11 protein-coding genes and 1 pseudogene are annotated in these 14,958 nt (G+C 51.9%); 7 read left to right on the top strand and 5 right to left on the bottom strand.

Translation table 11 applies throughout. The features are described 5' to 3' along the window. The first annotated feature begins 117 nt into the window (after nucleotides 1-117). Both D9742_RS17620 and D9742_RS17615 read left to right on the top strand, forming a co-directional pair. Nucleotides 118-417: a hypothetical protein gene (locus D9742_RS17620; RefSeq protein WP_240780492.1), complete on the top strand. Its 300-nt coding sequence runs from the start codon at nucleotides 118-120 to the stop codon at nucleotides 415-417. A 14-nt stretch (nucleotides 418-431) separates the two neighbouring features. Next, complete coding sequence (locus tag D9742_RS17615) at nucleotides 432-884, top strand: hypothetical protein (RefSeq protein WP_130237729.1); 453 nt, start codon at nucleotides 432-434, stop codon at nucleotides 882-884. A gap of 91 nt (nucleotides 885-975) precedes the next feature. Here the strand turns inward: D9742_RS17615 and ybaL are convergent, their stop codons facing one another. Together ybaL and fsr are read right to left on the bottom strand one after the other, a co-directional pair. Then, the gene (gene ybaL / locus D9742_RS17610; RefSeq protein ID WP_130215499.1) at nucleotides 976-2,652 is read right to left on the bottom strand and encodes a YbaL family putative K(+) efflux transporter; all 1,677 of its coding nucleotides are present in this window, start codon (nucleotides 2,650-2,652) and stop codon (nucleotides 976-978) included. A gap of 237 nt (nucleotides 2,653-2,889) precedes the next feature. Then, on the bottom strand, nucleotides 2,890-4,110 hold the full coding sequence (fsr, locus tag D9742_RS17605) for a fosmidomycin MFS transporter (protein ID WP_130237728.1): 1,221 nt from the start codon (nucleotides 4,108-4,110) through the stop codon (nucleotides 2,890-2,892). A gap of 217 nt (nucleotides 4,111-4,327) precedes the next feature. Between fsr and ushA the strand changes: the two genes are divergently transcribed. Continuing rightward, the gene (gene ushA / locus D9742_RS17600) at nucleotides 4,328-5,980 is read left to right on the top strand and encodes a bifunctional UDP-sugar hydrolase/5'-nucleotidase (RefSeq protein ID WP_130237727.1); all 1,653 of its coding nucleotides are present in this window, start codon (nucleotides 4,328-4,330) and stop codon (nucleotides 5,978-5,980) included. Between the two features lie 36 nt (nucleotides 5,981-6,016). On the opposite strand, the gene ybaK is transcribed toward ushA, so the two are convergent. Next, nucleotides 6,017-6,496, bottom strand: coding sequence for a Cys-tRNA(Pro)/Cys-tRNA(Cys) deacylase YbaK (ybaK, locus tag D9742_RS17595; RefSeq protein ID WP_130237726.1), 480 nt, complete (start codon nucleotides 6,494-6,496; stop codon nucleotides 6,017-6,019). 203 nt (nucleotides 6,497-6,699) lie between these two features. Continuing rightward, nucleotides 6,700-7,494 (bottom strand): TraB/GumN family protein, encoded by a 795-nt coding sequence (locus tag D9742_RS17590; protein ID WP_130237725.1) that lies wholly within the window; start codon nucleotides 7,492-7,494, stop codon nucleotides 6,700-6,702. Between the two features lie 137 nt (nucleotides 7,495-7,631). Here D9742_RS17590 and D9742_RS17580 point away from each other — a divergent pair. Then, a pseudogene (locus D9742_RS17580) lies at nucleotides 7,632-7,954 on the top strand (HigA family addiction module antitoxin); the annotation flags it as partial. Between the two features lie 223 nt (nucleotides 7,955-8,177). Here the strand turns inward: D9742_RS17580 and copA are convergent. Further along, nucleotides 8,178-10,682 (bottom strand): copper-exporting P-type ATPase CopA, encoded by a 2,505-nt coding sequence (gene copA / locus D9742_RS17575; protein WP_130237724.1) that lies wholly within the window; start codon nucleotides 10,680-10,682, stop codon nucleotides 8,178-8,180. A 261-nt stretch (nucleotides 10,683-10,943) separates the two neighbouring features. Here copA and glsA point away from each other — a divergent pair, with 261 nt between their 5' ends. The 3 genes from glsA (at nucleotide 10,944) to D9742_RS17560 (ending at nucleotide 14,871) form a co-directional block, all read left to right on the top strand. Next, complete coding sequence (gene glsA, locus D9742_RS17570; RefSeq protein ID WP_130237723.1) at nucleotides 10,944-11,876, top strand: glutaminase A; 933 nt, start codon at nucleotides 10,944-10,946, stop codon at nucleotides 11,874-11,876. Nucleotides 11,877-11,878: 2 nt separating this feature from the next. After that, nucleotides 11,879-13,171, top strand: a complete 1,293-nt coding sequence (locus D9742_RS17565; protein WP_130237722.1) for an APC family permease — start codon at nucleotides 11,879-11,881, stop codon at nucleotides 13,169-13,171. A 344-nt stretch (nucleotides 13,172-13,515) separates the two neighbouring features. Then, entirely contained in the window at nucleotides 13,516-14,871 is a 1,356-nt protein-coding gene (locus tag D9742_RS17560; RefSeq protein WP_130237721.1) for a TolC family outer membrane protein, read from the top strand. Nucleotides 14,872-14,958: the final 87 nt, after the last annotated feature.

The following is a 14,958-nucleotide window of genomic DNA, read 5'->3' as shown; positions in this document are numbered from 1 at the left end:
GACGACGATGGCATCCGTAGGCCGGATAAGATGCGTCAGCATCGCATCCGGCAATGCTGTTTATCCAGGGAAAGTAGCAAGATGAAATGTATTTCTGTGCCACTTACGAAACAGGCAATGGAACGTCTTGATTATGATTGCTGCAAGCCAGGCGATCTGTTTGAGGTAGTGTTAAACGCCGCCGACGAACAGGCATTAGCTGAAACTGACATCATTACCTTGCTCAACGCCACTTTACATATCTGTATCGATGATTTTGAAGATGAGCATGTCACGAATATACGTAAGCTTAAGCACATGGCTGCGCTTATTGAACAAACGCTCATCACCCATCCTGAAAATTCATTCCTCAATATTTTGCTAATACAAACACGCCGGGCGCTGGTAGCCAGTACCGGCGTCTTTTTTTACTTCTGACATGGATGCATAGGATGCAAAAGGTTTGGTATCTGCAACATACGCATTTTGGCGATATGAAAGGTATCGGCATTTACACCCGTTATGAACTGGCCTTGCAGGCCAAAAAAGACGTGGAAAATAAGCCAGGGTTTGTGGATTACCCGGAAAATTTTCAGTTTATTGAATGCATCCTTAACCAGGATCTTTGGGGAGATTTTCCCGTTACACAGGCAGACGATCCCGTCGGGGCGATGGTTTACAGCCTGTGGCATATCCGTGATGATGAGGCCGATGATTACGCTTTCCTCGGCATTTATACGACTGCAGAGCTGGCAGAGCAGGCCCGGGAACGAGCCTGCCGCTATTTTCAGGAAGATGCTGCAAATATTCAGCCAGATAAAGGGCAGCTTGATCGTACCTGGTGGGAAGATGGCTTCATTTCATGGGACCAGGCCTCGGAATTGATTACTCCCAACGCGGGGTAAGTGTCCTGCATTTTGCTCTCAATGCCTGATGCGACGCTGGCCGCGTCTTATCAGGCCTACATATCCGCGCCTATTATCCGGCAATCACCGTTTACCCCGTCACCACTTCACCCGCCGGTGGCGTTTCCAGCAGTTCCAGCATGGTACGGGCGATTTCACGCTCGCCCATCACCACCTGATTCGCGCCACGTTCGGTGATATATGCCACTTCATCGTCATAATGGGCGCGGGCAATAATCTCAATATCCGGGTTTTTCGCGCGAGCAGACGCCACAATCTCGCCTGCTTCGTAACCGTTGGGAATCGTCAGGATCAGCCATTTTGCGCATTCCAGATGTGCCAGTTGCATGATCTCTTCGTTCGCCGCGTTGCCTAATACCGCCCGGACCCCGCGCTCGCGCAGTTCATCGACGCGAGTACGTGATGTTTCAATCACTACTAAAGGAATATCAGACGCAAGCAATTTCTCCCCCAGCAGGCTGCCCACACGACCGTAACCCACCAGCAGCGCATGATTGCAGATATCCACTGGGATCTGCTTTTCTTCTTCAATTGCCTCTTCCAGCGTCTGCTCTTCCAGCGTTTCGGTCTTCGCCAGATATTTCTCCAGTAGTGCAAAAAGCACCGGGTTGAGCATAATCGACAGAATTGCCCCCGCCAGCACCAGGTTTTGTCCCGCCTGCGGCAGCAGATTCAACGCCATCCCCAAACCTGCCAGAATAAAGGCGAACTCACCAATCTGTGCCAGACTGGCGGCGATGGTCAACGCCGTACGCTGGGAGTGACCAAACAACCGGACGAGGAAAAGCGCCGCGACTGATTTACCAAACAGAATAATCGCCAACGTAGCCAGCACCGCCAGCGGCTGCTGAATCAGAATTAACGGATCAAACAACATCCCGACAGAGACAAAGAACAGCACCGCAAACGCATCGCGCAATGGCAGCGTATCGTGGGCAGCACGGTGGCTAAGTTCGGACTCATTCAGCACCATCCCGGCGAAGAACGCGCCCAGCGCAAAGGAGACGTCAAACAGTTCCACCGCGCCAAAAGCAATCCCTAACGCCAGCGCCAGCACCGACAGGGTAAACAGCTCGCGCGAACCCGTCGCCGCGCTACGAGCCATAATCCACGGCACCAGACGGCGACCTACCAGCATCATAATGGCGATAAACGCGACCACTTTGCCGATGGTGATACTCATATCCAGCGCCAGCGTCGCAAAGCCCACATCGCCCTGTTCCAGCATTCCTGCCACTGCGGGCAACAACACCAGCGTAAGGACCATCACCAGATCTTCCACAATCAGCCAGCCAATGGCGATTTGCCCTCGCTGGCTGTCTATTAATTGCCGTTCTTCAAGTGCGCGTAGTAACACCACGGTACTGGCAGTGGAAAGACACAAACCGAACACGATACCGGTCATCAACGACCAGCCCAGCACGGCAGATAGCGCCATACCCAGCAGCGTCGCCACGGCTATCTGGGCGATCGCGCCGGGAATGGCGATGGACTTTACCGCCATCAAATCCTTGAGCGAAAAATGCAGGCCGACGCCGAACATCAGCAAAATGACGCCCAGTTCCGCCAGTTCAGGCGCAAGTTTTGTATCAGCAACAAAGCCCGGAGTGAACGGCCCTGCCAGCACACCCGCTAACAGATATCCCACCAGAGGAGAAATACGCAGTTTATTGGCCAGCATGCCGAGGATAAAGGCGAGCACAAGGCCGCCAACAATGGTGGTGATAAGCGGGGTGGCGTGATGCATTCCGTCTCCTTTTCCTGGTGGTTGTTGTCCATTTTTGGCCGGGAAAACCAAAATTACAGGTAATAGTTTATGACAATTTCATTGGTGATGTTTATGAATAATTGTTGAATTTTGCAGAAAAATGGAATTAGCCACGAAAAAAGCACGGATCGGAAAAGTGATGGGGTGTATGAAGAGGAAAGGCTTATGGCTACTGGAAAGAGATGCGGTCAAAGTTAGCCTCTGACCGCCAGGAAATCAGTCTTTATGTCGATTATCGGGTAAGAATATGGTCAACATTCCAAGAAGCGGCAGGAAAGCACATATTTTATAAACTAACTCGATACTGGTATGGTCGGCGATAAGCCCCAGAACTGCGGCTCCAAGGCCACCCATGCCAAAAGCAAAACCGAAAAAGAGCCCAGAAACCATGCCGATACGTCCCGGCAACAACTCTTGCGCATAAACCAGAATGGCAGAAAACGCCGAGGCGAGGATAAATCCAATAATCACCGTCAAAACTCCCGTCCAGTGCAGGCTGGCGTACGGTAAAATAAGCGTAAAAGGCGCAACGCCGAGGATAGAGCCCCAAATCACATATTTTCGACCAATCTTATCGCCAACAGGCCCGCCAATCACCGTCCCCGCCGCAACGGCAAATAAGAAAGCAAACAAATGCAGTTGGGCATTCTGGATGGATAATCCGAATTTTTCCATCAGATAAAAGGTGTAATAGCTGCTGATGCTCGCCATATAGAAATATTTCGAGAAAATCAGCACTAACAGTACGCAAACAGCCAACACGACCTTATTTCGTGGCAGTGGATTGATTATTGGCGCTTTCGGCTTGCCTTTACTCATTCGGTGCTGTGCAGAGTACCAGCGGCTGATTTGCGCCAACACCACGATTGCCAGCAGTGCCGCCAGTACAAACCATGCAACGTTGCCTTTGCCATATGGGGCGATGAGCACCGCCGCCAGCAATGGCCCCAACGAACTGCCAAAGTTACCGCCGACCTGGAAGATAGATTGCGCCAGACCATGACGTCCGCCAGACGCCATACGAGCCACACGGGAAGATTCTGGATGAAAGACCGACGAACCGGTACCCACCAGCGCCGCTGCCAGCAACACTGAGCCAAAACTGCCCGCCAGCGCCAGCAATACCAGACCGCTTAAGGTAAAGCACATGCCAATCGGCAACGACCACGGCATTGGATATTTATCTGTCCAGTAGCCAACTACTGGTTGCAGTAGCGAAGAGGCGAGCTGGAAGGTGAGGGTTATCAGCCCAATCTGCATAAACGTCAGGGAGAACTCTGACTGTAATAGCGGATAAATCGCCAGAATCAGCGATTGGATCATGTCGTTCAGCAGATGCGAGAGGCTGATAGCGCCTAAAATACCAAACGACGTTCTGGCCCTGGAGGCTGACGCAGTCGCGCCCGCCACAGGCTGGGATTGTTCACTCATTGCCATAGGAAAGTCACTTTCTCAGAGTTGCGATGTAAAAATTTATCTTAATTGTGATTATTACCTGACTAACATACCTGTAGGTGCCGTCCGAAGGAAGTCTCAATGTGGAAAACAGAATTTCCAATCTGGATGTAGATTTATCGTTACCGAACGCAGACTTGTCTATGATGTCGCGTCATACTAATTTTCAACACGTTATTATCTGGTCAGGGAGAGAAGTATGAAATTATTGCAGCGGGGTGTGGCATTAGCACTGTTAGCCACATTGTCACTGGCGAGTGAAACTGCGTTGGCCTATGAGCAGGATAAAACCTATAAAATTACGGTTCTGCATACCAACGACCATCACGGTCATTTCTGGCGCAATGAATATGGCGAATACGGTCTGGCGGCACAAAAAACGCTGGTTGACGGTATTCGTAAAGAGGTCGCCGCTGAAGGTGGTAGCGTGCTGCTGCTTTCAGGTGGTGATATTAATACGGGTGTGCCGGAGTCTGACTTACAGGACGCCGAGCCTGATTTTCGCGGCATGAATCTGGTGGGCTATGATGCAATGGCGATTGGCAATCATGAATTTGATAACCCGCTCACCGTATTACGCCAGCAGGAAAAGTGGGCTAAGTTCCCGTTGCTCTCTGCCAATATCTACCAAAAAAGTACCGGCGAGCGCCTGTTTAAACCCTGGGCACTGTTTAAGCGTCAGGATCTGAAAATCGCCGTTATTGGGCTGACAACCGATGACACAGCAAAAATTGGTAACCCGGAATACTTCACTGATATCGAATTTCGTAAACCCGCCGACGAAGCCAAACTGGTAATCCAGGAGCTGCAACAGACAGAAAAGCCAGACATTATTATCGCGGCGACCCATATGGGGCATTACGACAATGGTGAGCACGGTTCTAACGCACCGGGCGATGTGGAGATGGCACGCGCGCTGCCTGCCGGATCGCTGGCGATGATTGTCGGTGGTCACTCGCAAGATCCAGTCTGTATGGCAGCGGAAAATAAAAAGCAGGTAGATTACGTTCCAGGTACGCCATGCAAACCGGATCAACAAAACGGCATCTGGATTGTACAGGCGCATGAGTGGGGCAAGTACGTTGGTCGGGCCGACTTTGAGTTTCGCAACGGCGAAATGAAAATGGTCAACTACCAGTTGATTCCGGTGAACCTGAAGAAAAAAGTCACCTGGGAAGACGGGAAAAGCGAGCGCGTGTTGTACACCCCGGAAATCGCCGAGAACCAGCAAATGATCTCGCTGTTATCGCCGTTCCAGAACAAAGGCAAAGCGCAGCTGGAAGTGAAAATTGGCGAGGTCAATGATCGTCTGGAAGGCGACCGTGACAAAGTGCGTTTTGTGCAGACCAATATGGGACGATTGATCCTTGCTGCCCAAATGGATCGTACTGGAGCCGACTTTGCGGTGATGAGCGGTGGTGGGATCCGTGACTCCATCGAGGCAGGCAATATCAGCTATAAAAACGTGCTGAAAGTGCAGCCATTCGGCAATGTGGTGGTGTATGCCGACATGACCGGTAAAGAGGCCATTGATTACCTGACTGCCGTCGCGCAAATGAAGCCGGATTCCGGTGCCTATCCGCAGTTTGCTAACGTCAGCTTTGTGGCGAAAGACGGCAAACTCAACGACCTGAAAATCAAAGGCGAACCGGTCGATCCGGCAAAAACCTACCGTATGGCGACATTAAACTTCAATGCCACCGGCGGTGATGGCTATCCGCGCCTTGATAACAAACCGGGCTATGTGAATACCGGCTTTATTGACGCCGAAGTGCTGAAAGCGTATATCCAGAAAAACTCGCCGCTGGATGTGAGTGTTTATGAACCGAAAGGTGAGGTGAGCTGGCAGTAATCCGAAAGTGCCGGATGTTTGCATCCGGCACAATGCTTAATCGCGGCGAGCGATATCAGCAAATTTGGCATCGAGGATCTTCGCCAGATCGCCTGCCGCCAGTTCGATATCCAGCCCGCGTTTACCGCCGGAAACATAAATAGTGGCAAATTCTTGTGCGGGGGCGTCGATAATCGTCGGCAGACGTTTTTTCTGCCCCAGTGGGCTAATCCCCCCAACCAGATATCCCGTCGAACGCTGCGCGACCATCGGATCGGCCATCTCTACTTTCTTGGCACCCAGCGCCTTCGCCACTTTTTTGAGATCCAATTGACCGGCGACCGGCGTAACGGCCACGGCAAGGTGTTTCATATCGCCGTTAACTGCGACCAGCAGCGTTTTGTAGACCTGATCCGGATTCAAACCTAATTTTTTGACGACTTCATCGCCAAAATTGGTTTCTGCCGGATCGTGTTCGTAGGAATGAATCTGAAAAGAAATTTTGTTTTTTTCGAGTAATTTAACTGCCGGTGTCATCGTAATTTTCCTGCCTTAAACAAAAAAACGAAGCAAGCATACGCCTGATGGTGGTCCAAAAAAAAGAGCCATCTTGCCTAAGAGTATTGGCAGGATGGTGAGATTGAGCGACAATCGACTTACACCGTCGCTTAAAGTGACGGCATAATAATAAAAATATGAAATTCCTCTTTGACGGGCCAATAGCGATATTGGCCATTTTTTTAGCGCAACATCTGCGGCAAATTCCCTTTTCCATACAGATGTAAAGCACCGACCGCGACCACATAGCGCCCCGGCGGCATGTCGTGTAATTTGTCTCGCCAGGCGAGATTTCGCTGGTGCATCAGTACATCGTACAACGACTGACTGAACGTATTGGGCAGCGTTATTTCATTATTTTGTGGCGGTGTATTCAGCCACCAGCTCATCATTTGTTGCAGCAACCGTGCATTGGTGTGCCAGTGGGTCAGCGTATCGTCCAGCAGCGCCAGTCCTTTGTCAGGGAGCTGGAGCAACATGGCAATCTGTTTTTCTGCCCCTTCCAGTTCAATTACTGGTTTATGTTGTTGCTTCGCCGCCTGCAATAACTGGTAATCGATACCATATTCTGCCCGCAGCCCCAGTTTTTGCGCCTGCGTCGCCTGGAGAACCATCGCGATTTGCCACAGCGGTTGGGTAGAAAACAGCGAAGGGGAAATGCCCATCTCCTGGCTGATATGTTGCAGGTTTTGCAATTGCTCCTCGCTGATACGCTCTTCCAGCGCCTCGCAGGCTGGCAAATTGGCGAATGGGGTATCGCTGGTGGAAACATCCGCCTCGACGATCAGCGCATCGGCGTTTTTGAGCTTTTTGAGCAAACGGGTGGGCAGGGGAGCCATATCGTGACTCCCCATATGAATACTGCCAATCAGATGAAAATGGCGATTGCCGGGAAGAGAGATATCGATAGCAGGCCAGGTGTAATGATTACCGCGCAGCGCGGCCCAAAGCGTTTTTACCCGGTACAACAGATCCATACGACCTCCCTTTGTGAAATATCATGCTAGCGCGCAGGGAGGGATGGCGCAAATGGAGTTGGGGACTTGTTTGATGTGTTTGTATGATTCAGTATGTTCTTGTATCACTATTCACAGGGAAGCAACAGTTAAAAACCATGAAACAGGCAACAATAAAACCGACGACACCCGGAGATATTCTACTCTATGAATATCTGGAACCGCTCGATTTGAAAATCAATGAGTTAGCAGAGTTGCTGCATGTTCATCGTAATAGCGTCAGTGCACTGATCAATAACAATCGTAAACTCACCACTGATATGGCATTCCGTCTGGCGAAAGTTTTTGATACCACAGTCGATTTTTGGCTAAACCTCCAGGCGGCAGTTGACCTGTGGGAAATTGAAAACAACATGCGTACACAAGAAGAATTGGGACTGCGACCGAATATTTGGCACGCCGGGAAGAACGTGCAAAAAGGTCGCGTAAGGCCAAAACATCGCTTCATCTCGTAGGCCGGATAAGGCGTTCACGCCGCATCCGGCATCCGAGCACCATAGCCTGATGCGACGCTGGCGCGTCTTATCAGGCCTACAAACCGATGCCTGAATCGTAGGCCGGATAAGGCGTTTATGCCGCATCCGGCAGTCATGCGTCGATGCCAAATGCGCCGCCCTAAAGCAGCGCATCCGGCAAAAACGTACTCAATCCTTCGGTTTAAACCGCAGCAGCCGGTTGGCGTTACTCACTACGGTAATCGACGAGAGCGCCATTGCCGCCCCGGCGACCACCGGGTTAAGCAGCGTTCCGGTGAACGGCCACAAAATACCGGCGGCGACCGGAATACCAATGCTGTTATAGATAAACGCGCCGAGCAGGTTCTGCTTCATGTTGCGCAGCGTTGCGCGGGAAATAGCGAGCGCATCCGCAACACCCATCAGGCTATGGCGCATCAGGGTAATCGCCGCGGTTTCAATGGCAACATCACTGCCGCCACCCATAGCAATACCGACATCCGCCTGAGCCAGCGCTGGCGCGTCGTTAATACCGTCGCCCACCATTGCCACCTGACGTCCCTCACTTTGCAGACGTTTAATCGCTTCGGCTTTACCGTCCGGCAGCACTCCAGCAATCACTTCATCAATCCCAGCCTCTTTGGCGATTGCATTGGCGGTGGTTGGGTTATCCCCGGTCAACATCACCAGACGATATCCCGCTTTATGCAGGCGTTGTAGCGCCGCCACGCTATCACTACGCAATGGATCACGTACTACCAGCAAGGCCACCGCTTTCCCGTCAACCGCCAGCAGTACAGGCGTTGCCCCTTGCGATGCCTGAGCTGAAATATCGGCTTCAATCGCTTTAGTATCGACTTGCTGATCATTTAACAACGCCTGATTGCCCAGCAATAACGCATGACCTTCAGCTTCACCGCTCACGCCCAGCCCGCGCAATGTGCGGAAACCGTTGACCTGCGGCAGCTGCATATCGCTTGCTTTATCGAGGATCGCCCGTGCCAGCGGATGGCTGGAACCTTGCTCCAGCGCCGCCGCCAGACGCAGCGCCTGCGCTTCGTCAAAATCAGCAAATGTTTTTACCGCGACAACCTGCGGTTTCCCTTCGGTTAGCGTCCCGGTTTTATCGAACACTACGGTGTCGAGCGTACTGGCGCGTTGCAGGGCGTCGGCATCACGCACCAGCACGCCAAATTCTGCCGCACGCCCAACGCCAGAGATAATCGACATTGGCGTTGCCAGCCCCAGCGCACACGGGCAGGCGATAATCAGTACCGTAGTGGCAATCACCAGGGTATAAACAATTTGCGGTGCCGGACCAAAGAAGTACCAGATTGCCGCACTGACCAGCGCAATCACCACCACCACCGGCACAAACACAGCGGAGATTTTATCCGCCAGCTGGCCGATTTCCGGTTTACTGCTCTGGGCCTGGCGCACCATGCGAATGATCCGTGACAGCGTAGTATGGCTGCCAACCGCACTGGCACGAAACAGCACGCTACCGTCCTGAACCACTGTCCCGGCATGGACGCTATCGCCTTCGCCTTTTTGCTGCGGGATAGGTTCGCCCGTCAGCATCGCTTCATCCAGCCACGCTTCGCCCTGGGTAATCTCACCATCTACCGGCACGCGGTCGCCCGTCGTCAGGCGCAGTAACATGCCTGGCTGAACTTCCGCCAGCGGCACGCTTTTTTCACCTTCGTCAGTAACCAGGCGCGCCGTCGGCGGCGTTAAATCGAGTAATTTCTCCAGCGCCTTTGAAGAACGCTGACGTGCGCGCGCTTCCAGCATATGACCGAGATTAATCAAACCAATAATCATCGCGCTGGCTTCGTAATAAAGATGCCGTGCTTCCATCGGGAACCACTGCGGCCACAGGTTGACGCTCATCGAATAGAGCCACGCCACGCCCGTACCCAGCGCCACCAGCGTATCCATCGTCGCCGCGCCGTTTCGCAGGCTTTTCCACGCGCTGCGGTAAAAATGCCCGCCCGCGAAAACCATCACCGCCAGGGTTATCAGGCCGATAACTAACCACAGGCTGCGGTTTTCGGCGGTGACCATCATGTTATCGCCGATCATCCCCCAGACCATCACCGGGATACCCACCGCCAGGGCGACAATCGCCTGCCAGCGGAAGCGCTTCATGGTGGCGATGGCTGTTTCTTGCTGGCGCTCGCGGCGTTTAGCGTCATCTTCAATCGCTTCCGCTCCGTAGCCCGCTTTTTCCACCGCCTGCACTAAATCTTGGGGGGAGGCACTGCCCATCACCAGCGCAGTACGCTCCGCCAGGTTTACCCGTGCCTGGGTGACGCCCGGTACGCTTTGCAGCGCATTTTGTACGCGGGTGACACAGCTGGCGCAGCTCATGCCGCTCAGCAGCAACTGCTGGCTGTCATCGTCATCGGCGGTCGCTGCCGGAAGCTCATCAGAAACCGCTGTCAGTGCTTCCGACGGGATTGATGACTCCGCCAGCGGTTTAGCCTTTGGGTGGCTTACAGATGCGTCATAACCCGCTTGTTTGATGGTTTCGATCAGCTGTTCTGCACTGGCAGTGCCGGTAACGTGTGCTTCAGTGACAGAGACATCAGCTTGCTCAACGTCCGGGCGCTGTTCGAGACTTTCTTTCACGCGTTTAACGCAGTGACCGCAGGACAGGCCGTCCAGGGTCAGGTCGATAGTGTGTGACATAACATACTCCTTTAAGACAGTGTTGACTGACTGTGATAAAGGGTAAACCTTCCAGCAAGGGGAAGGTCAAGAAATTATTTATCAGCGAAATGAAAAGTCGGTAGAGATTAAAAAATTGGCGCAATTTGCATCAGAATTGGACATTTATCTCTTTGTTTTCCTTTATCTAAAGTACGGGTGCTAAGTTAAATCAGGATGCCTGAAAACTGGCATCGGGGTGAGGAAATCCCTCCCGCATCTATAAAAAGGAGTTAACAAAAGATGTTAGATGCAAACAAACTACAACAGGCAGTGGATCAGGCGTATACCCAATTTCACTCACTGAGCGGCGGACAAAACGCCGATTACATCCCCTTTCTGGCGAATGTACCGAGCCAACTGGCGAGCGTCGCTATCGTAACTTGCGATGGCAATATCTATAGTGCCGGTGACAGTGATTACCGCTTTGCGCTGGAGTCCATCTCCAAAGTCTGTACTCTAGCCCTCGCGTTAGAAGATGTCGGCCCACAGGCAGTACAGGATAAAATTGGCGCAGATCCCACCGGACTTCCTTTTAACTCGGTCATTGCCTTAGAACTTCATGGTGGTAAACCGTTATCACCGCTGGTTAATGCGGGGGCTATCGCTGCCGTCAGTCTGATTAAAGCTGAAAACGCCGAACAACGCTGGCAGCGAATTTTACATATCCAACAGCAACTGGCTGGTGAGCAGGTAGCGCTCTCTGATGAAGTCAACCAGTCGGAACAAACAACCAACTTCCATAACCGGGCCATTGCCTGGCTGCTGTACTCCGCCGGATATCTCTATTGTGATGCAATGGAAGCCTGTGACGTGTACACCCGTCAGTGCTCCACGCTCATCAATACTGTTGAACTGGCAACGCTTGGCGCGACGCTGGCGGCGGGCGGTGTTAATCCGCTAACTCAAAAACGCATTCTGCAGGCCGACAACGTGCCGTACATTCTGGCAGAAATGATGATGGAAGGACTGTATGGCCGCTCCGGTGACTGGGCGTATCGCGTTGGTTTGCCAGGAAAAAGCGGCGTTGGCGGCGGCATTCTGACGGTAGTACCTGGCGTGATGGGGATTGCCGCGTTCTCCCCGCCGCTGGATGAAGATGGTAACAGTGTTCGGGGTCAGAAAATGGTGGCATCTGTCGCTAACCAACTCGGCTATAACGTGTTTAAGGGCTGATCATAATGAACGCGGAAGGTGATAACGGTAACAAACCCCTCGGGCTATGGAACGTCGTTTCCATTGGCATCGGGGCAATGGTGGGGGCAGGGATCTTTGCCCTGCTGGGGCAGGCGGCGTTGTTAATGGAAGCCTCAACCTGGGTCGCCTTTGCCTTTGGCGGCATAGTAGCGATGTTTTCCGGTTATGCCTATGCGCGGCTTGGGGCGAGTTATCCCAGTAACGGCGGGATTATTGACTTCTTCCGCCGCGGATTAGGGAACGGCGTCTTTTCGCTGGCATTATCCTTGCTTTACCTGATGACGCTGGCGGTAAGTATTGCTATGGTTGCCCGCGCATTTGGTGCTTATGCCGTGCAGTTTCTGCATGAAGGCAGCCAGGATGAGCATCTTATTCTGCTGTACGCGCTGGCGATCATTGCTCTGATGACGCTATTCAACTCTTTAAGCAACCACGCGGTAGGCCGACTGGAAGTTATCCTCGTTGGCATAAAAATGATGATCCTGTTGTTGTTGATCATTGCGGGCGTCTGGTCGCTACAACCCGCACACATTTCTGTCTCCGCGCCACCCACTTCCGGCGCGTTCTTCTCCTGTATCGGGATTACCTTCCTTGCCTACGCGGGCTTTGGCATGATGGCGAACGCAGCGGATAAAGTGAAAGATCCGGCAGTCATTATGCCTCGGGCGTTTCTGGTGGCGATTGGCGTTACTACGCTGCTTTACATCGCACTAGCGCTGGTGCTGCTTAGCGATGTTTCGGCATTAGAGTTAGAAAAATATGCCGATACCGCGGTAGCGCAGGCCGCTTCTCCGCTGCTCGGGCATGTAGGGTATGTGATTGTGGTGATCGGCGCTTTACTGGCGACGGCTTCAGCCATTAACGCTAACCTGTTCGCGGTATTTAATATCATGGACAACATGGGCAGCGAGCGCGAACTGCCGAAGCTAATGAATAAATCCCTGTGGCGGCAGAGTACCTGGGGCAACATCATTGTGGTGGTGTTGATCATGCTGATGACGGCGGCGTTGAATTTAGGCTCACTGGCCAGCGTCGCCAGCGCCACCTTTTTGATCTGCTATCTGGCGGTGTTTATGGTCGCTATCCGCCTGCGTCATGATATCCACGCCTCGTTGCCAATCCTCGTTGTTGGCACGCTGGTTATGTTGTTGGTGATCATCGGTTTTATTTACAGCCTGTGGTCCCAGGGCAGCAGTGCGCTGATGTGGATTATTGGCGCACTATTACTAAGCCTTATTGTTGCAATGGTAATGAAACGGAATAAAACGGTATAAACTTTCCTGTGCGCAGTGCTTTCTGTACTGCGCTTTTATTTTTTTATCCTTAATTTAATCCCCTTATTTATGCCTTTAATAAATAATTCATACAAAAAAGATATATAGACGGTAAAACTGTGATTTCTATCACTTCTTATCGTGGATTATTCTCAACGAGGATGATGGTAAACTAAAAGTCGTAGTGTATTCTTAATAAATAACGTATAAGCTTTTTCACTGCATTTCTTTTAAAGGGGAAAGTAAAAATGGAAGAGATGCACAAGTTATTACCCTTCTTAAATAAAATGATGCTGGTTATAAAGATCAGTTAAAATAATGACCTGGAAGGAAGTGACTTACCTATGGCGCGATTACTATTAAAAAGCCGTAAAAATAACTGCCTGATATTTTTAATAAGTTTTGTTTTGATGGGAAGAGAAGCGCTTGCTGCGCCATTACCGCAATGGGCCAATGCCCCAGCGGTTACGCCAGTTGCCAGTTTATCCTTACAGGAAAGCATATTGCGCGCCTTTGCGCGCAACCCCGACGTCACCCAACAGGCGGCGCAGATAGGTATTGGCGAAGCGCAAATCGATGAAGCCAAAAGCGCCTGGTATCCGCACGTCGGTTTAACGGGTAATGCGGGGCCTTCCCGGCAAACGGACTCCAGCGGCAGGTTAGATAACAACGTTTCTTATGGCATAACCCTGACGCAGCTGGTGTATGACTTTGGTAAAACCAGTAACGATATCAAACTGCAAACAGCCGCTCGTGACAGCTACCGCTTTAAATTGATGGCAACCCTAACCGATGTTGCAGAGAAAACGGCGACTGCCTATATGGAAGTCAGTCGTTATCAGGCTTTGTGCGATGCGGCTCAACGCAATATTCACTCGCTGGAAAACGTCTACAACATGGCGGCATTGCGCGCTAACGCTGGCCTGAACTCATCGTCGGATGAATTACAGGCCCAGACGCGTATAGCGGGAATGCGCTCGACGCTGGAGCAATACCAGGCGCAAATGGCAAGCGCCAAAGCACAGTTGGCGGTGCTCACTGGCGTACAGCCGGAGGCGATAGCTTCGCCGCCAGCCGCATTAGCCGAACAGCCAGTGTCGCTAAAAAAAATCGACTATCAGTCCATCCCTCTGGTACTGGCTGCTGAAAACCTACGCCAGTCTGCCCAGTACGGCGTGGAGAAAACCAAATCGCAATACTGGCCTACGCTCAGTATTCAGGGCGGCAAAACGCGCTACCAGACCAGCGACCGCTCGTACTGGGACGACCAGTTACAACTGAACGTCAATGCGCCGCTGTATCAGGGCGGCGCGGTTTCAGCCCAGGTGCAACAGGCCGAAGGGCAACAAAAAATCTCTGCCTCGCAGGTTGAGCAGGCAAAACTGGACGTGCTTCAACGAGCGTCGGTGGCGTATGCCAACTGGACTGGCGCACGGGGTCGTGAAGAGGCTGGGTTAGCGCAATCTGAAAGTGCGCACAGAACGCGAGATGTCTACCAAAATGAATATAAATTGGGTAAACGCAGCCTGAATGATCTATTAACCGTCGAGCAAGATGTCTTTCAGGCGCAATCGGCTGAAATAAATGCCAATTATGATGGCTGGGTCGCCGCAGTGAATTATGCCGCTGCGGTTAATAACCTTATTCCATTAGCGGGAATTAAACAGGGCTTATACAACGACTTACCCGACTTGAAATAATCCTGCCATTATTAATATCAGGTATGCATCGTTGTTGAGTGATTACCTTTGTCTTATTTAGATAAATGGACTCGCTAAGGATGTGCG

Origin of the sequence: Escherichia sp. E1V33, from assembly GCF_004211955.1 — a bacterium.
Lineage (GTDB): Bacteria > Pseudomonadota > Gammaproteobacteria > Enterobacterales > Enterobacteriaceae > Escherichia.
The sequence above is the reverse complement of the archived record's forward strand: the minus strand, read 5'-3'. Positions and strand labels throughout refer to the sequence as shown.

Coding starts and splice junctions, on each gene's coding strand:
- D9742_RS17620 (WP_240780492.1), top strand. CDS start 118: ATGGAACGTCTTGATTATGATTGCTGCAAGCCAGGCGATCTGTTTGAG.
- D9742_RS17615 (WP_130237729.1), top strand. CDS start 432: ATGCAAAAGGTTTGGTATCTGCAACATACGCATTTTGGCGATATGAAA.
- ybaL (WP_130215499.1), bottom strand. CDS start 2,652: ATGCATCACGCCACCCCGCTTATCACCACCATTGTTGGCGGCCTTGTG.
- fsr (WP_130237728.1), bottom strand. CDS start 4,110: ATGGCAATGAGTGAACAATCCCAGCCTGTGGCGGGCGCGACTGCGTCA.
- ushA (WP_130237727.1), top strand. CDS start 4,328: ATGAAATTATTGCAGCGGGGTGTGGCATTAGCACTGTTAGCCACATTG.
- ybaK (WP_130237726.1), bottom strand. CDS start 6,496: ATGACACCGGCAGTTAAATTACTCGAAAAAAACAAAATTTCTTTTCAG.
- D9742_RS17590 (WP_130237725.1), bottom strand. CDS start 7,494: ATGGATCTGTTGTACCGGGTAAAAACGCTTTGGGCCGCGCTGCGCGGT.
- copA (WP_130237724.1), bottom strand. CDS start 10,682: ATGTCACACACTATCGACCTGACCCTGGACGGCCTGTCCTGCGGTCAC.
- glsA (WP_130237723.1), top strand. CDS start 10,944: ATGTTAGATGCAAACAAACTACAACAGGCAGTGGATCAGGCGTATACC.
- D9742_RS17560 (WP_130237721.1), top strand. CDS start 13,516: ATGGCGCGATTACTATTAAAAAGCCGTAAAAATAACTGCCTGATATTT.